Origin of the sequence: Microbulbifer sp. YPW1 (assembly GCF_013367775.1) — a bacterium.
Taxonomy (GTDB): domain Bacteria; phylum Pseudomonadota; class Gammaproteobacteria; order Pseudomonadales; family Cellvibrionaceae; genus Microbulbifer.
In genome coordinates, this window is the sequence record NZ_CP055157.1 from 2,775,568 (window position 1) to 2,798,011 (window position 22,444).

At 56.8% G+C, this 22,444-nt stretch carries 13 protein-coding genes; 8 read left to right on the top strand and 5 right to left on the bottom strand.

Going from position 1 to position 22,444, the window contains the following annotated elements; all coding sequences use genetic code 11:
* The first annotated feature begins 91 nt into the window (after window positions 1–91).
* The 3 genes from HUW35_RS11400 (at window position 92) to HUW35_RS11410 (ending at window position 5,693) form a co-directional block, all read left to right on the top strand.
* The gene (locus tag HUW35_RS11400) at window positions 92–1,546 is read left to right on the top strand and encodes an amidase (RefSeq protein WP_219932539.1); all 1,455 of its coding nucleotides are present in this window, start codon (window positions 92–94) and stop codon (window positions 1,544–1,546) included.
* Complete coding sequence (locus HUW35_RS11405) at window positions 1,543–2,742, top strand: pyridoxal phosphate-dependent aminotransferase (RefSeq protein ID WP_181252446.1); 1,200 nt, start codon at window positions 1,543–1,545, stop codon at window positions 2,740–2,742. The genes HUW35_RS11400 and HUW35_RS11405 overlap by 4 nt, the downstream gene beginning before the upstream one ends.
* Before the next feature lie 347 nt (window positions 2,743–3,089).
* On the top strand, window positions 3,090–5,693 hold the full coding sequence (locus HUW35_RS11410) for a TonB-dependent siderophore receptor (protein ID WP_181252447.1): 2,604 nt from the start codon (window positions 3,090–3,092) through the stop codon (window positions 5,691–5,693).
* A 58-nt stretch (window positions 5,694–5,751) separates the two neighbouring features.
* On the opposite strand, the gene HUW35_RS11415 is transcribed toward HUW35_RS11410, so the two are convergent.
* From HUW35_RS11415 to imuA, 3 genes are read right to left on the bottom strand one after another with little or no spacing between them, the layout of a single operon-like run.
* Entirely contained in the window at window positions 5,752–8,850 is a 3,099-nt protein-coding gene (locus HUW35_RS11415) for an error-prone DNA polymerase (RefSeq protein WP_181252448.1), read from the bottom strand.
* Window positions 8,851–8,898: 48 nt separating this feature from the next.
* The gene (locus tag HUW35_RS11420; RefSeq protein ID WP_181252449.1) at window positions 8,899–10,419 is read right to left on the bottom strand and encodes a DNA polymerase Y family protein; all 1,521 of its coding nucleotides are present in this window, start codon (window positions 10,417–10,419) and stop codon (window positions 8,899–8,901) included.
* 44 nt (window positions 10,420–10,463) lie between these two features.
* The gene (gene imuA, locus HUW35_RS11425) at window positions 10,464–11,171 is read right to left on the bottom strand and encodes a translesion DNA synthesis-associated protein ImuA (RefSeq protein WP_181252450.1); all 708 of its coding nucleotides are present in this window, start codon (window positions 11,169–11,171) and stop codon (window positions 10,464–10,466) included.
* Between the two features lie 198 nt (window positions 11,172–11,369).
* Here imuA and dcd point away from each other — a divergent pair, with 198 nt between their 5' ends.
* The 5 genes from dcd (at window position 11,370) to HUW35_RS11450 (ending at window position 18,723) form a co-directional block, all read left to right on the top strand.
* Window positions 11,370–11,939: a dCTP deaminase gene (dcd, locus tag HUW35_RS11430; protein WP_181252451.1), complete on the top strand. Its 570-nt coding sequence runs from the start codon at window positions 11,370–11,372 to the stop codon at window positions 11,937–11,939.
* 26 nt (window positions 11,940–11,965) lie between these two features.
* Complete coding sequence (locus tag HUW35_RS11435) at window positions 11,966–13,162, top strand: NAD(P)/FAD-dependent oxidoreductase (protein ID WP_181252452.1); 1,197 nt, start codon at window positions 11,966–11,968, stop codon at window positions 13,160–13,162.
* A gap of 389 nt (window positions 13,163–13,551) precedes the next feature.
* On the top strand, window positions 13,552–16,332 hold the full coding sequence (locus HUW35_RS11440; protein WP_181252453.1) for a TonB-dependent receptor: 2,781 nt from the start codon (window positions 13,552–13,554) through the stop codon (window positions 16,330–16,332).
* 98 nt (window positions 16,333–16,430) lie between these two features.
* Entirely contained in the window at window positions 16,431–17,984 is a 1,554-nt protein-coding gene (locus tag HUW35_RS11445; RefSeq protein WP_181252454.1) for a tryptophan halogenase family protein, read from the top strand.
* 13 nt (window positions 17,985–17,997) lie between these two features.
* Window positions 17,998–18,723: a SapC family protein gene (locus tag HUW35_RS11450; protein WP_181252455.1), complete on the top strand. Its 726-nt coding sequence runs from the start codon at window positions 17,998–18,000 to the stop codon at window positions 18,721–18,723.
* A 35-nt stretch (window positions 18,724–18,758) separates the two neighbouring features.
* Here HUW35_RS11450 and HUW35_RS11455 read toward each other — a convergent pair whose 3' ends face one another.
* Window positions 18,759–21,155: an alkaline phosphatase D family protein gene (locus tag HUW35_RS11455; protein WP_181252456.1), complete on the bottom strand. Its 2,397-nt coding sequence runs from the start codon at window positions 21,153–21,155 to the stop codon at window positions 18,759–18,761.
* A 68-nt stretch (window positions 21,156–21,223) separates the two neighbouring features.
* Window positions 21,224–22,180 (bottom strand): sugar kinase, encoded by a 957-nt coding sequence (locus HUW35_RS11460; RefSeq protein ID WP_181252457.1) that lies wholly within the window; start codon window positions 22,178–22,180, stop codon window positions 21,224–21,226.
* Window positions 22,181–22,444: the final 264 nt, after the last annotated feature.

Here is a 22,444-nt window from a genome sequence, read left to right on the forward strand (position 1 = left end):
GTATTTTATGGGAAAAGCGCGATAAGGCGCGAAATAGGTCTAGGATAGGGGGAAAGCACAGCTATCTAAAAAAATAGGGAGAAAAGCGATCGTGAATGACTTCGTTCGTATGACTGCGCTAGAGCTTTTACAAGGTTATCGGGACAAGGAGTTTTCTCCTGTCGAAGCGACGCAGAGTATGCTGGAGCAGATTCAACGCTGTAACCCGGCTGTCAACGCGTATAACCTGGTCGACGAAGAAACCACGCTCGCATATGCGCGGGAATCCGAGCAACGTTACCAGTCTGGAGAAATCCGCGGGGCGCTGGACGGAGTTCCCGTTGCCATCAAGGATGTATTCCTCACTCCCCAGTGGCCCACCATCAAAGGGTCAAGGACCATCGATCCTAAAACCACCCTCGGCAAGGAAGCGCCGAGCGTGGCGGCGCTCAATCGCAACGGCGCAGTGCCCCTGGGTAAAACCACGACACCGGAGTTTGGCTGGAAGGGGGTTACCGACAACCCTGTCGATGGTGTTACCCGCAATCCCTGGGATCCCTCCAAAACCGCCGGTGGCTCCAGTGGTGGCAGCGCCGCCGCAGTGCCTCTCGGGATGGGGCCGCTCGCGCTCGGTACCGATGCCGGTGGCTCAATCCGTATTCCCGCCGGGTTCAGCGGACTGGTGGGCCTGAAGCCCAGTTTTGGCGAAGTGCCACACTGGCCCGCGAGCCCATTCGGTACCCTGGCCCATGCCGGCCCAATGACCTGGACCGTGGCCGACTGTGCATTGCTGATGAATGTACTCACAGAGCCGGATTGCCGCGATACCAATGCCATTCCACGCCGCAATATCGATTACCTCGCAGAAATCCAGGGCGAGCCGGAGCAGTTGCTCAAGGGCGTAAAGATCGCTTTCAGCGCAACTCTGGGCTATGTGCAGGTAGATCGCGAAGTGGAAGAAACCGTGCGCAAGGCGGCACAGCTGATGCAGTCCCTCGGCGCCGAGGTGACGGAGGTTGCACCGGGCTTCGACGACCCGCTCGCTGCATTTGGCCATCTTTTCTATGGTGGCGCCGCCAATGCCTTGCGCAATATCGGCAAAAAGCAGCGCATGCTGATGGACTCCCAACTGGTGGCGGTGTCGGAGAAGGCCGCGCGTCTTTCCATGCTGGATTATCTGGAGGCAGTCAACGAGCGTATGGCCCTGTGTGAGCGGATGGCCATGTTCCATAAAAAATATGATCTGCTACTGACGCCCACCTTGCCGATTACTGCGTTCGAGGCCGGGCGCGAGGTACCCCAGGACTGGCCGAGTACCCGCTGGCCTTCCTGGACGCCGTACACTTATCCGTTCAACCTTACCGGTCAGCCGGGTATTTCTGTTCCCTGTGGTTTTTCTTCCGGGGGCTTGCCCATTGGCCTGCAACTGGTCGCGGCGCGCTACAACGATGTGGCGGTGCTGCGTGCAGCCCAGGCCTACCAGCTCGCTGCCCCCCTGACCGACAAACGCCCGCAGCTGTTCTATGCGAATTCGCCAGAGAATGCCGCGGAGGACAGCGAAGCATGAGCAGACTGGATTTTGACTTTTACGAATCGGAAGATCCGGTCTGGAATCCGGCGCTGTTGACCATTCCGGTGCCGGGGATTCGCAAGATGGTGAACCTCGCGGCGACCATGAACGATGTGATTCATCTTTCCATTGGCCAGCCCGACGCGCCGACACCGCCACACGTGGTGAATGCGGCGGTGGATGCCCTGCACGCGGGGCAGACCGGCTACACCATGGATGCGGGGCTGCCGGAATTACTCGATGCGCTGGCGGAGTATTACAGTGAGCGCTCCAGCCGCTATATCTCACCGGAAAATATCCTGATTACCACCGGGGCCACCGAGGCTATTTATCTGGCACTTACCGCAGTGTCCGCCCCCGGGCGGGAATTTATCGTGCCGGATCCCTCGTTCATGTTGTACGCACCGCTGATCCGCATGAATGGCGGTGAGGTGAAATATATCCCCACCCGGGCGGAGAACAATCACCAGCTGGATCCCCAGGAGGTGATCGACGCGATCGATAGCAATACCCACGCGATCATTCTCAATTCTCCCAGTAATCCCACCGGTACGGTGTATCCGCGGGAAACGGTGGAGACGATCGTCCAGGAGGCCGCGTACCGGGGTATCTATGTGATCAGCGACGAGGTGTACGATCACCTGATTTACGATGACCGGGACTACGCCAGTGTGTTGTCGTGTTGCTCCGATCTCGACCATGTAATGGTGATGAGCAGTTTCTCGAAAACCTTCAGTATGGCGGGTATGCGTATTGGCTGGTTGATTGCCAGTCAGGGCGCCATTCGCAAACTGCGGCGCTACCACATGTTCACCACCACCGTGGCCAACACTCCCTGCCAGTGGGCGGGCGTTGCCGCGTTAAAGGGCGATCGCAGCTTTGTTACCGACGTGGTCGCTACCTACAAGAAGCGACGCAACCGTTTGGTAGAGCTGGTAGACCAGACACCATTTCTGGAAGGGTATGTGCCCGACGGGGCCTTCTACATGTTTCCCGCCCTGCCAGAGGGCGTCAACGGCAATAACGTGGCCCTGCGCCTGTTGCGGGAAACCGGTGTCTGTACCATCGCCGGGGATACCTTCGGTGAAAGCAGTCGCAACGCATTGCGCTTCAGCTATGCCACGTCCATTGAGAACATCGAACGCGCCTTTGAGCGGATTATTCCCTGGATGGAAAAGCAGGACTTCGGCTGAGGAGACTGCGCTCAGGCGTTGAAGTTTCACATCGGTTATTCGCCAAACCCCTGAGCCGGTGGGCGTGACCTCGCCCCACCGCTCTATCTTGGGATGGTTGTCTAGAATCCCCCCATTTCCCCAAATGCTTATCCCCTGATTAGAGGGTAGGTAAGGCGTGTTTTTGTTTTCTTTTGGCGCTCAATTCATTCTGTGCACCATTTATTGATGCGTACCATAATTTGCCCTACTCTGGTGCGGCTTAGAGTATGAAAACAATAATGAAAATTGGGTCACGATAGTTTGCGTGACGCGACCAAAATCGATCTATCGGTCCCGATTTCATAAAAATAATAGGACGGATAACTATGCGAGAATTCAGAATCAAGGCGCTGACCCTGGCGGTAGCGGCAGCTACCGCATTGCCGGCATCACTGGCGTTTTCCCAGCAGCAAGCCGAACCGGCACCTGCGGCGGATCAGGGCGTGATGGAAGAAGTCATCACCACCGGTACCCGTAAGGAGGGCGTCGCGCCTACCGAGACCCTGTCGCCGGTGGATGTGCTCGGCGGCGACAAGTTTTCCGATCAGGGCAGTTTTGATCTCACTGAATCCCTGGCCAAGGTAGCGCCCTCGTTTAATACCCAGCGTTTCCCCATCGCTGACGGCACCGCATTTATCCGTCCCGTGACCCTGCGCAACCTGTCGCCGGACCAGACCCTGGTACTCGTCAATGGCACCCGTCGCCACCGCTCCGCTCTGGTCAACCTGCAGCTGGCGCCTTTGGGCACTACTAACCAGGGCGCCCAGGCGGTAGATTTTGCCGCGCTGCCGTCCATGGCCATCGAGCGGGTTGAAGTGCTGCGCGACGGAGCCTCGGCCCAGTATGGCTCTGATGCCATTGCCGGTGTGGTTAACGTGATCCTGAAAGATGATGCGGAAGGCTTCGCCCTGTCTGCGCAGACCGGTGAGTACTTCGATGGCGACGGCGCCCGCACATCACTGGCTGCCAACGGCGGTTTTGCACTGGGCGATCAGGGTTTCCTGAATGCCACCATTGAACACTCGTCAGCGGATAAAACCTGGCGCGGTGGTGCGCGCCCGGACGCAGAGTTTGTCGGTAGTATTGTGGGTGAAGACAAGGTGCCACTGGATGGACTTGGCCAGCGCTGGGGCGACCCGGAAGTGGAGGCGCTCAAGCTCTTCGTGAACACCGGGTATGAACTGAACGACACCACCGAGCTGTACGGCAACCTGGGTTACTCCAAGAACGAAACCATTTCCGATTTCTTCTATCGCGGTCCGGTGCTGAATCCCTCTGAGAAGTTTACTGCCCGTGACACCCTGCAGGCAGATGCGGATGGAGACTTTATTCCGGACGACGCGCCCCAGTCCCTGGTGGACGATATTATCGCCCAGGGGCTGAACCCCGCCGATTATCTGGTAGCAGATAGTGGCAGCGACAGTGGCTTCGTACTGCGAAACCCGATCTATACGCAATTCCCCGGTGGTTATAACCCGGCGTTCGGTGCGGACATCACCGATTTCTCGGCGGTGGTCGGCGCTCGCGGTGAGTGGGCCAATGGCATTAGCTGGGACCTGCGCGCGCGCAGTGCCGAGAACGAAGTTTCCTACGTGCTGGAAAACTCCATCAACCCGAGCCTGGGGATCAACTCACCGCTGACGTTCAAGCCGGGCACGCTTACCCAGTCCGAAACCAGTGTCAATGCGGATTTTGTTAAGCCGATCGATGTTGCGGCTTTCGCTACACCGCTCAACCTGGCGTTCGGTATGGAATGGCGGGATGAAACCTACAAAATCGGTGCCGGTGATGAAGCCTCCATCGCTGTGGGACCGACCGCTTCTGAATTCGGCGTCGGTTCCGATGGTTTCCAGGGGTTCCCGGTGGAAGCGGCTGGTGAGTACAGCAGTGTAAGCTCGGCAGCCTACGTAGACCTGGAGGCAGACGTTACCGACAAGCTGCTGCTGGGCGCGGCATTGCGCTTTGAAAACTTCGAAGAGTTTGGTTCCACTTTCGACTGGAAGCTTTCCGCGCGCTACGACTTCACCGAGAACTTTGCCCTGCGCGGTACCGCCAATACCGGCTTCCGTGCGCCGACACCGGGGCAGGTGAATACCCTCAACGTAACTACCACTTCGGACTCCGATGGCAACCTGATTCCCAACGGGACCTATCCGGTAAATCATCCGGTGGCCTTGGCACTGGGTGCCAAGGAACTGACCCCGGAAGAGTCCACCAGCTTTACCCTGGGTGCGGTGTGGAGTCCGCTGGATAACACCAGCGTGACCATCGATTACTACAACATCGAAATCGAGGACCGTCTTGCACTGCGCAACAACACCATCGGTGCTGCGCAAGTTGCATTACTGGAAAATGCCGGAGTGACCAATGCCGCATTGCTGGAAAACAGCAACGCCAACTACTTCGTCAACGCGTTTGATTCCGATGTGTCGGGTATCGATCTGGCGGTGACCAGCGACTTTGATCTCGCCGGTGGCTTGCTGGTGGTTGACCTGCGCCACAATCACAACAAGCAGGATGTGACCAAAGTTGCGCCTGATACCATCAACGCATCGCGTGTATTTGACCTGGAAAACCAGGTGCCCAGTGATCGCACGACCCTGACTTTCGACTACGACTCCGGTGACCTGTTCAACGGCTACCTGCGTTTCAACCGCTACAGCGGCTGGGAAAGCACCTTCGGCCTGTTTGGCCCGGGCGATGCTTCCGACGCATCCTCTTATGGCGGTGATATTCTGGTCGACATCGAAACCACGATCACTCTCAAGGAGAACTACAAGCTCTCCCTCGGTGGTGAAAATATTTTCGATGTTCGTCCGGATGACGAAGCAGACCCGACGTTGCAGTTCCTCGGTGTGCGCCAGTCTCTGACGTCACCGTTTGGTTTCAATGGTGGCTTCTGGTACCTGAGAGCCAGCGCCGAATTCTGATTCGCGCTGTTTGCAAAAAAGGCCCCCTCTGTGGGGCCTTTTTTATTGCCCGCTTGCCTCAGTGGAAACTTCGCACATGCTGAATTTCCTTGTTGGTGAGACTGTCGAGTTTTTTCCCAATCAGATGGATAACCGCATATTTCTGTTGCTGCGCGTCCCGGCTGATCTGCAGGTTGCCCTCGATCAATAGAATTTTCCCACGCAGAATCTCTGCGCGATAGCGCTCCTGAACCTGTTTCCACAGCACCACATTGATCACCCCGGTTTCATCCTCCAGTGTCAAAAACAATACACCGGCGGCACTGCCTGGACGCTGGCGACAGGTAACCAGGCCGAGCACCTTGATTCTGTCGCCATCTCTCAGTCCTTCAAGGTCGCAGGCGCGGGTGAGGTTGGTAAAGCGACGCTGCTTGCGCAGCAGCATGATCGGGTGCTCCCGCAGGGTCAGACCGGTACTTTGATAGTCGCTGTAAATATTGTCTTCCTGGCTGGTTTCTGGCTGATGCTGTGCCGGTGTGGCGTGTTCCAGCTGACTGTTCAATGCCTGCCAGGTGCTTTGAAAACGGTTTTCCACAATGCTGTAAAAACAATTGGCGTGGGCCAGGATCGCACTCTGCTGGGAGGGAATATCAACCCGCTGGGCGAACTCCTCCAGGGATTGAAAGTTGCCCTGTACCCTTTCCGTTTCTATCGCGTCCACGGATTCCTCGGCGAGTCCTTTTATCAGACGCATTCCCAGGCGGATCGCGGGGCTAGCCGCAGGATGGGATTGCCCGTTGCCATCTTTATTCGCTGCTAGAGCCAGGCTGTGGTGCCAGCCGCTGTGGTTCACATCCAGTGGCAATATTTTCACGTTATGGCGCTGGGCGTCGTACACCAGCTGCGCCGGTGCATAAAACCCCATGGGCTGGCTGTTCAGCAGACCGCAGTAAAAAGCGGCCGGATGGTGGTACTTGATCCAGGCAGAAAAATACGCGAGCAGGGCAAAGCTGGCAGAGTGGGACTCCGGAAAACCGTAGGAGCCGAAACCCTTCATCTGTTCGAACAGCTGCTCTGCCAGATTGTGCGGGTAACCGTTTTGCAGCATGCCGTTAACCAGTTTTTCCTTAAACTGCAGCAGGTTGCCGTTTTTTCCCCAACTGGCCATGGCGCGGCGCAGGGCGTCGGCCTGGCCGCCGCTGAATCCTGCCGCCACCATGGAGAGTTTGATCACCTGTTCCTGGAATATGGGCACGCCCAGTGTGCGCTCCAGTACCGGACGCAGGTTTTCATGGGGGTAGCTCACCGGTTCCTGTTTCTGCTTTCTGCGCAGGTAGGGGTGCACCATGCCTCCCTGGATCGGACCGGGGCGGACGATGGCGATTTCGATCACCAGTTCATAAAAGGTGCTCGGCTGCAGTCGCGGCAGCATGCTCATCTGCGCCCGGGACTCGATCTGGAAGACACCAACGGTGTCTGCCTTGCACATCATTCCATAGACGCGCGGGTCCTCCGTGGGGATGTCGCGCAATTGCATCCGCTGTCCGTACAGGGCCATGTAGGTCAGGGATTTACGCAGCGCGGTGAGCATGCCGAGGGCGAGAATGTCGACCTTCATCAGTTTCAGGTCTTCGATATCTTCCTTGTCCCACTGCACGATGGTGCGCTCATCCATCGCCGCATTCTCGATGGGCACCAGTTGGCTCAGGGGTTGCTCGGTAATCACGAAGCCGCCTACATGCTGTGACAGGTGCCGTGGGAAGCCGTAGATCTGTTCGAGCAGGGTGGGAAGCATTCTGCCCGCGGTGCCATCCGCAGGAATACCGGCCCTTTGCATCTGCTGCGGGAAGTCCTCCAGGGTATCCCACCAGGCGCGCCCGCCCTGGAGGCGTTCGATGGTTGCCGCCCCCAGGCCAAGCGCCTTGCCGATATCCCGCAAGGCACTCTTGAACCGGTAGGTGATTTTTGTTGCCGCGAGCCCGGCCCGTTCCCGGCCGTATTTCCGGTAAATGTATTGAATGATTTCCTCGCGTCGCTCGTGTTCAAAATCGACATCGATATCCGGCGGCTCGTTGCGTTCGCGGGAGATAAACCGCTCGAACAGCAGGCCGATTTTGTGCGGGTCGATCTCGGTAATAAACAGGCAATAACACACCACGGAGTTGGCCGCCGAGCCGCGTCCCTGATAGAGGATATGCTGGTCGCGAGCGTGCTGCACGATATCGTAAATCGTCAGGAAATAGTGCTCGTATTTGAGTTCGGCAATCAACGCCAGTTCGGTTTCGATCTGCTGGCGGATGTGTGCCTGCGGCCCTTCGGGCCAGCGTTTTGCGCTGCCGGTTTCGACCAGCTCGCGTAGATATTCACTGGCGCCCTTGCCCGCGGCGAGGACCTCTGAGGGATACTGGTATTGCAGTTCCCTGAGACTGAAAGTGCATTCGCTACTGATCTTCAGTGTGTTTTGTATGGCCTCCTGTGGATAGAGCGCGGCAATTTCTGGCAGGGTGCGCAGATAGCGCTCCGCATTCTGTTGCAGGCGATAGCCGAGCTGTTCCAGCGTGCAGTTATGGAAGTTGGCATTGAGCACATCCTGGAGCGGTTTGCGGCTCCGGTTGTGCATCAGCACCGCATTGGTGGCCACGATGGGTAATTGCTGGGACTCGGCAAATGCGAGCAAGCGCTGTAGTTGCCGGTTTTCCCCGGGTAACAGCTGGTGGTTGAGGGCGATGTACAGGCGCTTGCCGAAATGCTGTTTCAGCGCGGCGGGTATTTCCAGCGTGGCATCTCCCGGAAGCCACAGGCAGAGAGCGTGCCTGCAGAAGCGGACAATATCCTGAAGGAAGGTCTGGTACTGGCCTTTTTCGGCGCGCAGGCGCGAGGTGGAAATCAGCTGGCAGATTTCACTGTAGGCCGTTTTGTCGGGGGCGAGTAAAACCAGCTCCTGTCGATCCTGCGGCAGGCGGAACAAACTGCCGCAGATCAGCTGCAGGCGGCTGCCCGTGGCCCTGAGTTTTTCCAGCTCTGCATAGGCGCGCACCACGCCGGCCATGGAGCACTCGTCGGTGATGGCGATGGCACTGTAGCCGAGTTGATCAGCGGTACTGACCAGTTCCTGCGGGTGGGAAGCGCCCTGGAGAAACGAGAAATTACTCTGGCAGAAAAGTTCTGCGTACTGCATGCAAAGTGTTGTGGCTGTGGGGTATTGGTACGGTATTTATCGGGGCGATCAGGAGTACACGCCGTGCAGGAACCAGTCCTCCGAAGTCAGGTCCTGATAGACCCAGTACAGGCTGCCCTGATCGCTGCGGGCGATGTAGTAGTCGCGGGCGTGACGGCGGTGTTGCCACCAGTAACCGTCGATGCGTTCGGGCCCCTGTAGCAATTGCAGCTCGCCGTCGTAAAACAGTTTGTGATTGCGCTGTTGCACCCTGTCTGGCCGGGGGAGCAGCCAGCTGGGGCGGGGGGCATTGATCGGGTTCAGCTGATGGCCTCGGGGTCTGCTCTGCAGGCTGAGGCTGTCCGCGCTGCTCCAGGCCTGCTCCGGCAGGTAGCTTTCCTGCAGGGTCACCCCGGACAGCGCCTGGTGCCCGAGCCGGGCCTTGAGCTTGTCGATCAGTTGATAGCTGTCGTGTGGGTTGCTGCCTTCGTCAAAGAAATCTTCGCGCAGGCTCTGGGCCTCCAGTGAGCGCAGCTGCTGGCATTTGAGTGCCAGGGCCTGAACCGGCTCCCGCAGCTCCACGCGCTCCAGTTGCAGCTTGGTGAGGGCGATCAGCCGCTGTGGATCGAGTTGCGGGCGTGAGATTTCCACATTGACCTCCTGGCTGCCCCGGCTGCCGTAATCGAGAACCCAGCGCAGTTGCTGGCTGTAGAGCTGGCGGCGCTGGAGTTGCCGGCAGAGTTCCCGTACCAGGCGCCCGGCGGGGAACAGCAGTTGCTCGCTGTTATCCAGCGGGCTGGAAAAAAAGAGTTCGCTGTGAAATTCCGGCGGTGGCTGGTAGCTGGGTACCGGGTCCGGACGGGTGCCATTGAGTCGGGCGAGGTAATCGATAAAGCCACGGCCGAAGCGATTGCCCACCTCCGACAGCGGGATAGCGAGCAGCTGACTGACGCGCTTGATGCCACTGGCATAGAGCTTGGCAATGGCCTTGTTGTTGCAATCGAGCAGTTTGCTGGGGGCAAAACTTATCCACTGACGCCATTGCTGCGGTGTGGCGGCGGCCCGGGCCTCTGCCAGCCACTGGCGGTGTTCCGGCAGCTGGCTGAGCAGGTGCGCGGCGCTGGGGCTGTGGCCCAGTCCCATGACATGCTGGATCCGCATCTTGTGCAGTTCCTTGCGCAATTGTTGCAACAGGGGCGCCAGGCCTCCGCTGGCCTTGAGGCTGCCACTCAACTCCAGAAACAGGCAGGCGGTATCGTCGCCCGGTGTTGCCTGCGCATGGCCGTTTTTGTCGGAAACACCGCCGCGGGGGGAAACCACCGGGGTAAAGCTGTAGCCCCACTGGGCCAGCTGCTGCAACAGCTGGGATTCCCGCTCCCGGTCGCGCTCCAGTAACTCCAGGGCCGGGCAGTAGGCGCAGGCGGTGGGAATGGTGAGGCCCGCGCAGACATTGTGGGTGCGGGCGGCAGCATTGGCAGCCTGGATCAGGTTGCCCTGGGAAACGGCAACCGGGGTCTGGTCTCCGGCCCGGTGGGCACGGGTTAGCGCTTCCAGGGGGAGCTGTGGGAACTGGATGCAGAGCCAGAGCATGGGAAAACCTCCTCTCCGTTACAGAAACCGGATGGGTGTCTGAATCAGTGCAGTGGCTGGTCGCGGCGGACCAGATCCGGGCTGCGGGCCAGGTGCAGCCGCTGGCCGGATTTACCGTTGAGCTGCTTCAGCAGGTGCAGCACCAGCTGTTCCCCGTCGCTCTGCAGTTTCAGCCTGAGAGTGGCGGGTGAGGGGGTGTCGGCACTGGAGCCGGGGCGGAAGTGGAAGTGCAGGCAGTCGCCATCGCGGGCGGCAACCTGCAGGCGGCGCAGGTCCTTGTCTGCCGGGGATTCCTTGCCCTGCCAGTTCACCAGGACACCGCAGGCACCAGATTGCAGCGACTGTTCCGCCGCCCACAATTGATCGCGCTGACCTCTGGGGTGGAGGATAAGCAGTTTCTCCAGCTGGATACCGGCCTGCACCAGTGCCGGTGCGTAGGGAACATGCGGCGGGTTGATCAATATCACCATCCGCCCCTGCTGGGTCAGTTGTGCGAGAGTGGGGAGTATCAGCGACATCTCACCGATACCGGCTTTATCCACCAGCAGCTCGGTGGTGGCGGCACGGGGCCAGCCGTGGTTGGCGAGCAGGGCATCCAGGCCGCGGTAGCCACTGGCAATACCCGTACGGGGCTGTCGCTGGCGATTGGCCAGCTGCCATATATCCGGGCGTGTCAGCAGCTGTCGCAGGGGCTGATTGTCGGCCTGGTCACTTAACTGCTTGTTTTGCATGAAGTTTTCGGCGCTGTTCACGATTGGCTTGCTCCACTCGGGCTGTCTGGCTGTGTTTGACTGGTTATCTATACAGTATCTACTGGCAATTTATACAGTAGTTGTTTGGGGGCAGCAAGAGGGACAGCAGTGTTACTGGCACTTTTTTGAACAGGGCAAACCGGCTATGATTCGGCCTCTTTTTTATGACCAGTCATTTACAGCAATCGAGGGGGCAGGGTGAGCATCAAATCCGATAAGTGGATTCGCCGTATGGCAGAGAACGAGGGCATGATCGAGCCCTTCGAGCCGGGCCAGGTCCGTCACGGTACCTCCGGTGATCGCCTGATCTCCTACGGTACTTCCAGCTACGGTTACGACGTGCGCTGTGCCAACGAATTCAAGATCTTCACCAATGTGCACTCCGCCACCGTGGACCCCAAGGCGTTTGACGAAGACAGCTTTGTGGATGTGCAGGGCGACTACTGCGTAATCCCGCCCAACTCTTTTGCCCTGGCGCGCACTGTTGAGTACTTCCGCATCCCGCGTTCGGTACTGACCATCTGTCTGGGCAAGTCCACCTATGCCCGCTGTGGCATCATCGTCAACGTGACGCCGCTGGAGCCGGAATGGGAAGGCCACGTAACCCTGGAATTCTCCAATACCACCAACCTGCCAGCCAAGATCTACGCTAATGAAGGTGTGGCGCAGATGCTGTTCTTCGAGTCTGATGAGATCTGCGACGTGTCCTACAAGGATCGCGGCGGCAAATACCAGGGCCAGCGCGGCGTGACACTGCCCAAGACCTGATCGTTCTATTCTGAAATTTTTTTGCCATGACTGATTTTCCCGCCCAGACCGATGTGCTGATCATCGGTGCCGGTGCCGCCGGCCTGATGTGTGCGGCGGTGGCGGGCAAGCGTGGCCGCAGCGTGCTGGTGCTGGACCACGCCAACAAGGTCGGCAAAAAAATCCTGATGTCCGGCGGCGGCCGCTGCAATTTCACCAACCTGTACACGGCGCCGGACAACTTCTACGGCGAAAACCCGCACTTCTGTAAGTCCGCCCTGGCCCGCTACACCCAGTGGGACTTCATTGCGTTGGTGGAAAAGCACGGAATTCCCTACCACGAGAAAACCCTCGGCCAGCTGTTCTGCGATAACAAGTCCCGCGACATTGTCGACCTGCTGCTGGCAGAGTGTCGCGAAGCCAGAGCGCAGATTCGTACCCGCTGTGAAATCCAGCGTATCGAACCGCTCGAGCCAAAAGGTTTTGAGGTACATACCTCGCTTGGAAAAGTGATGTGTGAATCCCTGGTGATCGCGACCGGCGGCCTGTCGATTCCCACCATGGGGGCGACCGGGTTTGGCTATGAGGTTGCCCGTCAGTTTGGTCACAACATCATTCCCACCCGCGCGGCGCTGGTTCCCTTTACCCTGAACAAGCGCGCACTGGCGCGCCAGCAGGAGTTGCCGGGGACCTCTCTGGCCGTCAATGTCAGCTGCGATCAGGGACATTTTCACGAGCACATGCTGTTTACCCACAAGGGACTGAGTGGCCCTGCGGTATTGCAGATTTCCAGCCACTGGCGCGAGGGGAAAGCGGTAGAGTTCGATCTGGCCCCGGGACTGGATCTGGCCCAATGGCTGGGGGAGCAGCGCGGTAAAAAACCGGAAAGCTATCTGCACACGGTACTGGCAGAGCTCTGGAGTAAAAAACTGGTGCAGTTTTTCCTGCAGCAGAATGATATCCCGAGCAAGCCATTCAAGCAGTATAGCGAGAGTGAAATTAGCGCGCTCGGCGAGCAGCTGCAGGCATGGCGACTGATTCCAGAGGGCACTGAAGGTTACCGCACCGCGGAGGTGACCCTGGGTGGAGTGGATACCAACGAGGTTTCCTCCCGCACTATGGAGAGCCAGAAACAGGCAGGACTGTACTTTATTGGTGAAGTACTGGATGTGACCGGCTGGCTCGGCGGCTTCAACTTTCAGTGGGCCTGGGCATCAGCTCATGCTGCTGGTGGTGAGGCTTAACGTCCCCCCCCTCCCAAGAAATATCTTCCTCATACCCTCCGCCAAGTGCTTTTTCTCGGACGCAAATTCCCTCGGTACGCTTTGTATAAAAAATGCCCGCCTGTAAATCGACGTTCGCAGACCATGCCAATGCATAAAAGCCTGTACTACTAAATGTGCCTGGTGCGCCCACTAGCCGATCGGCATTATTGTTAACAATTTACTGTTGACACTGAAGGCGCGGAGTTGCAGGATGGCTCCAGTAGCCATGTGACTGTGCCTATAGCATTTACATGACTGCGTGGACGGTTCAAGTCAATAACGAATAAAGGCTCGGAACTCGGTCGCCTATCATCGATGGGTAGGCGTGTGGTTCGAGCGTCGAGCCTCCAGATGGAGAGAGAGCATCCATGCCTATTAATAGCAAGCGCTTTACCCTGAGCGCCTTGTCCGCCGCTGTGATTTCCGCAGCTTCTGTTGGCGTTTATGCCCAGGAAGCAGGTAGCAGCACGCTGGAAGAAATCACGGTGACCGGCATCCGCCAGTCGCTGACAAATGCAATGGACATCAAGCGCGATTCCGCCGGTGTTGTGGACGCGATTTCTGCCGAAGATATCGGCAAGTTTCCCGATACCAATTTGGCGGAATCCCTGCAGCGCATTACCGGTGTATCCATTGACCGCAGCAATAACGAAGGTAATAAGGTTACCGTGCGCGGCTTTGGCCCCAACTTTAACCTGGTGACCTTGAATGGTCGCCAGATGCCAAACTCCTCCGCGCTGCAGTCCGAGGGTATTACCCGTAGCTTCAAGTTCGCTGAAATTTCCGCGGAAAGTGTAAGCGGTGTTGAGGTGTACAAAACCGGTAAAGCCGATGTGTATTCCGGGGGTATTGGTTCCACCATCAACATCAAGACTGCACGTCCATTCGATCACGACGGCTTTGTTGCCAGCGCGAGTGTGAAGGGCGTGATGGATACCAGCGTTGAGAAGGGCGATACCGTAACCCCAGAAATCGCCAGTATGGTGAGCAGCACTTTCTTCGATGGTAAATTCGGTGTACTGGTCGCGGTGTCTCACGCAGAGCGTGACAGCCGCAGCGAGTCAGTAAACACCCAAGCCTGGGTTCCGAACTACGGTGTAGCGGATACCTCAGCCATCGATCGCTCAAAAAACCCGGAAGGTACCTACTGGGCGCCTTGGACTTTTGACGTGGACGCTTCTGACCATCAGCGCGAGCGCCAGAATGGACAGCTGGTATTGCAATTCGCGCCTGTGGATAACGTGACTGCAACGCTGGACTATACCGCTTCCCGCTATGATGAGCAGGTCTCCATGAACCGCACCAGCGTGTGGTTTGACACCTCTGCTGGTGTTACTGACAGCAACGGTACTGTCATCAATCCCAGCGTACAAAATGATGAGCTGAATTTTTGGGCCTGGAATTACCAGTTTGTTACTGAAAACGATTCCGTGGGCCTGAATGTAGAGTGGGCTGCAACCGACTCTCTGAGCTTCGGCTTGGATGTACACGACTCGACTTCCCACTCTCAGCCAGGTGGTATTCCCGCAGAAACCATTGCCAATACCAGGAACCCGGGCAAGTTGGTGAATGTTGAAGCGGACTTTTCTAGCGGCAGTGGCCTGCCCGGAATCAGCTTTGACGATTCCGCTCTCGCAGGTGGTGCTTTTGCTCCGGAAAATATTGTTTCCGATCTATTCCAGGAGCGTGGTCTCGAAATCGAGAACAGCATCCAGCAAATTCAGCTTGATGGAACCTGGGAAAACCTGGATGACGGTGCACTTAAAACCATCAAGTTCGGTATCGCCAGTACCGATTATCGGGTAGATGCCTATGACAGTCAGTCTTTCGCATTCGTAGATCTGGGCGATCTGGCATCTTTGGGAATCGACTTCGAACAGCGAGGCGATTTCGGCGATCAGATGGGAAGTAACAGTGGCTTGTTCCCGCTACTGGCTGATTACGAAGCGTCCGACTTTATCGATGCAGTGAAGGCGAGTGGTCAGTACTTCCAGGCTACCCCGACCTTTGACAAGGTTACTGAAGAGACGCTGGCTGCCTTCGTCACTGCGGACTTTGAAACCGAGTTCAATGGCTATCCAGTTCGGCTGAACGCGGGCGTGCGTTTTGAGGATACCGAAGTGACCGGTACTTCCATTCAAAACGGCATCCTCGGATTGAGCTTCTGGCACGACGAGGAGCTGCGTGAAATCAATGACGATACGCCCAGTGCCGATACACTTGACGGGGATTACACGCGCTTCCTACCGAACCTGGATGCGAGCATCAGTCTGACCGAAGAACTGGTGGCGCGTGCATCTTTCAGTCGTACCCTGAGTCGCGCCGATATCTCTGCGATGTTCCCGTCTACTTCTCTGGATGTGTCCCGTCCGGGTGGTCCGTTCAACGCCTCCCAGGGTAATCCGGGTTTGTTGCCGATTACCTCTGATAACTTTGACCTGTCGGTGGAGTACTACTACGCAGAGGGCAGCTACGCATCTGTAGGTTACTTCAAGAAATACGTTGAGAACTTCATCGGTGCGACCACCGAAGAGCGTGTGATCTACGACGTAAATGGCAACCCGATCACCGACCCGAGTATCAACCCGCGTCCGGGATGCCCGGATTCTACCGGTAGTAACCCGGCGTGTTTCGGTAATGCCAATGACCCGGTTATAACCTGGAATGTGGGTACTCCCGGTAACCAGGAGAATGCGGAAGTCTACGGTTGGGAATTTGCCGTTCAGCACATGTTTGGGGAGACCGGGTTTGGTGCAATCTTCAATGCGACGTTGGTAGATGGCGACGTAGAATACGATGTCTACAGCAGTGACAATGTCTTTGCGCTGACGGGTATGAGTGACTCTGCGAACCTGATTGGCTTCTATGAGAAAGATGCCTTCCAAGCTCGCCTCGCCTACAACTGGCGTGATGACTTTCTGCTGGCAACCCGCCAATCGCAGATTGGTGGACAGCCGGTGTTCAATGAGGCCTATGGTCAGTGGGACTTGAACGCGAGTTATGATGTGACCGAGGATGTGTCAGTATTTGTTGAAGGCCTTAACCTCACCGAAGAAACCATCCGTCGCCACGGGCGCTTCTCCAACCAGTTGGTAAGCGCACAGCAGTACGGTGCACGTTATAACATTGGTGTTCGCGCTCGCTTCTAATGCGGGGCAGAGTTGCCTAGTAGTGCCAGGGAAGGCTGCCACATTTGTGGCAGCCTTCTTTGTTTGCGTAACCTTAAAAATATAAGAGAAGGTCCGATATGTCTGATCCAATAAGATCTGTCGTGATTCTTGGTGGCGGCACTGCGGGGTGGATTACCGCCGGTACCCTGGCTGCACGCTTCAAAAAAGACCACGCGCAACCGGTCTCTGTGACACTGGTCGAATCTCCCAGTGTCCCCACCATCGGCGTTGGTGAAGGCACTTGGCCTACCATGCGGAGTACCCTGAAGAAGATGGGAGTCAGGGAAACTGACTTTATCCGGGAGTGTAATGTCGGCTTTAAACAGGGTGCCAAGTTTGCGCGCTGGACCACGGGTGCTGAAGACGATTTTTACTACCATCCACTGGTGCTGCCAGAGGGGTTCCAGTCTCATAATCTCGCCCCATATTGGCTTGCTGGTGGCAGGCAGAGCTCCTTTTCCAGCGCCGTATGTCCTCAGGAATCTTTGTGCGAGCATAACCTTGCTCCCAAGCTGATAGGTACGCCGGAATATTCTGCGGTAGCCAACTATGCCTACCATCTGGATGCAGGTAAGTTTTCCGGTTTCCTGCAAAGGCACTGTACCGAATACCTGGGAGTGCACCATATTCTCGCGGATGTTACCGGTATCGTTGAGTCAGAAAATGGAGATATCGCCAAGCTGCAAACCGATACCGCGGGCGATATCACTGGCGACCTGTTTATCGATTGCAGTGGCTTCCGATCGCGTATCTTGGGCGATCATTATCAGATACCTTTCCGATCCTGTAAGGACGTCCTTTTTATAGACTCAGCACTGGCAGTACAGGTGCCATATGCCAGTGAAGATAGCCCCATTGCCACACATACCATATCTACCGCACAGACGGCTGGTTGGGTGTGGGATATTGGCTTGCAGAACCGTCGTGGGGTAGGGCACGTATTTTCTTCTGCGCACACCGATGAAAGTGGCGCTTTCCGTGAACTTGCTGCTTACCTGAAGCTGAGCGAGTCCGAACTCGATAAGCTCGGGGTACGCAAGATCCCTATTGAGCCAGGACATCGAGAAAAGTTCTGGCACCGTAACTGCGTGGCTATTGGCTTGTCCGCAGGTTTTCTTGAACCACTAGAAGCCTCTGCGCTGGTACTCGTGGAAATCTCCGCGAACATGATTGCGGAGCAGTTTCCCGCAAGTCGTGCGGCGATGGATGTGATAGCGCGTCGTTTCAACGAGACTTTTCGCTACCGTTGGGATCGAATTATCGACTTCCTCAAGCTGCATTATGTTCTGACCAAACGTACCGATAGCGAGTTCTGGATCGATAACTGTGACCCCGCTACCGTTCCCGAAAGTCTTAAGGAACTACTGACATTGTGGCGATACCAGCCTCCATGGCACGAGGACTTTGATCGAGCGGTGGAAGTTTTCCCTGCGGCAAGTTATCAATATGTCCTGTACGGTATGGGGTTTGATACAAGCGCAAGTGCATTCGGTTTGTCCTCGTCGCATCATGAACAGGCTCAGCAGCTGTTGCGGCAAAAGCAGAATGCCACACAACAGATGCTGGCGGGCCTCGAGAAACACCGGAATTTGATCAACAAGATTTGCCAGTACGGTCTACAGAGAGTTTGAGTGAGAGAAATGTATGAGTAACACCGTCGCTTTGAATAACGAAAGTCACCGCAATTTAAAAGTCATTACCCGGCGCGGTGCGGAATATGGTGAAGGCACTCACCTCGTGCCCGTGGTGGCCAATGAGCTGCGCAACCTGATGCTCGAATATCCTGTATGTATTACCAAAGATCCGAACACAGGACAGTTTTCCTTGTGTGCCTTGCTGGGGTTCGAGCCCGGAGAGAACCTTTATCTACAAGGTGACAGCTGGGATGCCCAGTATATTCCCATGCATATTCGCCGACAGCCCTTCATGGTCGGATACCGCAACCCGGAGGCTGCTGTCGGCGAAGAACGGGGCGCGGTCATCACTCTGGATCTGGATAGCAAGCGTGTGACTGAAGAGGGTGCTGACGGTGAGCGCCTGTTCGACGATCAGGGCAACAATACACCGTTTATGCAGCAAGTCAGTGATCTGCTGGGCCAGTTAATGGTTGGTATGGAGTCCACTACCGCATTCCTCTCCGCTCTGGCGGATAACGACCTGATTGAGCCCGCACATATCAACGTACAGTTTGCCAGTGGTGAGCATAAACGTTATGAAGGGCTGTATACCGTGAATGAGGATAAACTGCAGAAGCTCGATGCGGACAAGCTGGTGTATATGCATCAACATGGGTATTTGCAGGCTGCCTACTGGCTGGGGGCATCCATGGGGCAGATACGAAAGCTGATTCAGAAGAAAAATCAGAAGTAATAAAAAGCGCGGCTATGGCCGCGCTTTTTATTGGATCAACTTTGTTGCAGTGATTCGATGGGGTGCACCTGAGGCCAGCCCGTAAATTGCCGATCGCGCTGCGGGTCGGCGTCCCAGGGCCAGCATTCTAAACGGTAGTGCCCCGCTGCGTGATCCACTACAGCGATTCCGTATCCCTCGCTTTTAAGTTCGCGGTCGGAGACAAACTTGCCCCAGCTGGTATTGTCATCACTGAAGTCTGCATGGGTGATTTTGGGGTTGGCCGTGGCCAGAACCCGCATATTGTTGCCAAAGGGGTCGGTGAAATTGCCGGTATTGGGGTCGTCCCCATATTGGTTTTCCAGCTTCCCAAAACCCTCAAACCAACGTTGCCAGAAGGCGGCAGAGGCCGGTCCCGAGAAAAACAGTGCTCCGCTGGCTTGCTCCTGATCCACCGGGAAGTCACCGCTGTACTGGCGCGCCACAAGGCCCAGGTGCTGGTCGCCTGCGAGTACCAGTGCTTTGGCATCCTCTACCAATTTCACTGCTCGGGTACGACCGTCAGGCGGATAACAATTGGCGTCGTAGTCGATCAGGCCATTACCTTCCTCGTCGGTTTGCGGCGAGCCCCAGATGGAGGCGGTAAGGCAAATCTTCGGTAACCCCGGGTCCATCTCTGCCCAGTCCCGCAGGAACTGCTCCTGCCGGCGCCCCAGCAGTTCTCCTTTCACCGTCAACCGGTTTGCCTCGTAATCTGGTGCTGACTTGAATTTGCGGTCCTCTACCATCGCAAAGCTGGTGCCGCCGTATACGAAATGCGCATAGGTGACGGGTATACCGTGTTGGATGGGCGTGGGGTCGTATGCATCGGGGGTATGGCTACTCTGGATGCGGTACACCATTTTCACCAGGTCGATGTCGTGCTTGAATCCTCCGTCTTCTTCGCGGGGACCTCCGGTTGCATCACCTTTATTCCCCCAAAGGTTGCCCTGGAGAACATCGTGGTCATCCACGAGCACGATGGCTGGACGGTTGCGTACAGAGTCACGAAAAGTCCAGTACCACAGGTACCAGCGATACAGGGTATCCAGCTTGGCTTGTGGGGTATCCCGCCCATAACGTGTAGGAAAGGTTTCGTAGTACTGGTCGCCGGCAAATACGTACAGATCCGGCTGATGGCTGTCACAGTGCGTGACCAGTTTCGTGTGCGGGAAGAAAATATTGTCTTCGGTATAGCGGCCGAGAACGCGCTCTTCCGGGATGTGATTTTTGAACTCCGTTTCATCCAGGCTTTTCGCGGTGGGAATGATGCAGGAGTAGAGGGCGATCTTTAGTGGCGACTGATTGCCCGGGTCTCGGTGGATAGTCCCTTCATATAGCGATTGCCCGGTTCCCGGGTCTACGATCCGGTACTGGTGATCCCTCTGCGCATCCCAGCCGACGATGCGAAACGCCGCTACATAACCATCTCCAATGGGAGCATCTGCACCGGTTACCCAGGTTTTGTTGTTTTCATTGCGATACTCCAGGCGTGCGGCAGGAAGCGCTGTGGTGTCGATCGGCATAAACTGGGCCGATAGCTTCAGGACGGGCTCTTCGGGTGCGCAGTTCAGGCTGTGCATGCAGCCCATCACCTGTCCCAGTCCGTGTTCCGGATGAATGTCGATTTTCTCCCCGCCACTTTCCACCGCAGAGAACCACCAGCGCGCGCCATCTTCATCGCTATTTGGTGACGAAACCAGCGAGATACCACCTCGCAGTATCTCGGCCGGTACGTCGTTATAGACCGCAAAGCCAAACTCCTTTCCGCTGTTTATGTCACTGGCGATCAGGCGTACATCAAAGCGCCCTTTGTCGATCGGGTCGATATGGCAGTCCAGTTGTATTTCTCTGTCACCAATCTGGTCAATACCTACGCTGCCTTCACGCTCGATCTTGGTGAAAGCGAGTGTATTCTCTGGGCTGGAAAAGTCCCTGAAGCTCAGCTCGCCCTCGGTGTTCAGTAGTGCCATAAACCCGCCATTTTGGCCACTGGAGCGCTGTGCGAGTGCGGCGCCGCGGTACTCGAGCTTTCCTGCGCCGACACCCAGCAGGAATCCACAGAAACCTGTGCTACCGGGAGTGAGGAGCCCCACGCGTGCCCGGATACGCGCTGGTTTATGCGCGTTATTGAGTGTCCGTGTGAGCAGCGCTGCGGTACGCACTTCAAAACTCTTACCACCCTGTAAGCACTCAAGACGTCCTTGGTTGCTCTGCCAGTCCTGGAGCCGGTTACCCCAGAAGGCGGGACCCAGCCAGTGCTGTGGCTTGCCCTTAGAAATTGCCTCAACCGGTGCGGTATCCACGAGCTTGGGGCGAGCGGCGGCCATCGCCGATGCGAGGGAGGGGCTGAGTGCCCCACCCAGTAGTCCTGCTGCGCCCGTACCGGCTTTCAGAAAGTTGCGTCTTTTCATTATTTTTACCTGCTGTATTGCAAATTCATCATCGACTGTATTGGGAGCCCGACATTGGCGAGGCAGTATTACTCCTCCAGTAGGGCGGCAAATCGCCCTCTCTCTACCAGAGCCCCCCGGTGTTGGATGACCACGCCCGCCACTTTCGCGGCTCTGGCGATTGCCTCGCGGGGCCGTAGGCCCCGGCTGCGGAATGCGAGATAGCTACCATTGAACGAATCACCGGCGGCAGTCGTGTCGACTACCCGCTCGATTGGTGAGACGGGCTCGAGAAATCGTTCCTCTGGGCCGCGGTAATAGACGCCGTTGGGACCATCTTTGATGACAAGCTCTTCAATATTGAACTGCGCCAGTAGGTCGCAGGCCGCGGTAAAGTCCTTGACGCCGTAAAGTGCTGTCAGGTCCTCAATGCCAGGTAGAGCCAGGTCTGCACTCGTAAACGCTCGCGCATATTCGGCGCGGGTGTGGTCTGGGGTGGGCCATAGTTTGGGACGATAGTTGGGGTCAAATATTATCCGTGTGCCTTGGTCGCGCAGGTTGGAGACAAGCTCCCAGAATGCCGGTCGCGTTTCCGGCGCCAGCACGGCCAGTGAAATGCCACTAAAAAAAAACATATCCGGGCGAGGGGCCAGGCCACAGGGCGAATAGGCTCCATCGCAGGCCGATTGCGTGCCCTCTCGAAACAGCAGCATGACTTCCCGGGCGGCGGACTCGGATCGCCAGTAACTGAAGCTGCGCTCGCCGTTCTTGTCAGTTGTTACCGAATACAGACCCAGTTGCCGGGAGGGATGACGAAACACAAGGGATGTATCGATCCGCTCCTCTTCGAGAGCCTTTATAAGCCCCTCGCTGGCGCTATCGTGCCCCACCGCTGTCATCAGCCTGACTCTGTCAGCTTGACTGGCTAGTCTCTTGAAGTACACGGCCACACTGTGGACGTCTCCTGCGAATGACTGGCGAAACAGTCCCGGTTCCTGCTGGCTCAGCTCAACCATGCTTTCGCCGAGAATCACCAGATCTGTCATGTCGGTCACCTTTCCATATTGCCCATTGTGGGGGATATGCGAGAATGCTGTCACAAAAATCAGCTAAGACAGTTAGTGCTGCTTTGTCTTAGGTGCTCCACGGGAAGATAAAGTCCCGCCTTTACTACCCGTTGGTGACCTTGTAAATTGTCAACAACCGGTCGTGAGACATTCTGCGGCCCACGTAGAAATTCATTAAAAAACAATAGATTGCGAGATCGCGGCTAAGACATCTACTGGTCGTGCGGCCGCTGCCCCATTCAG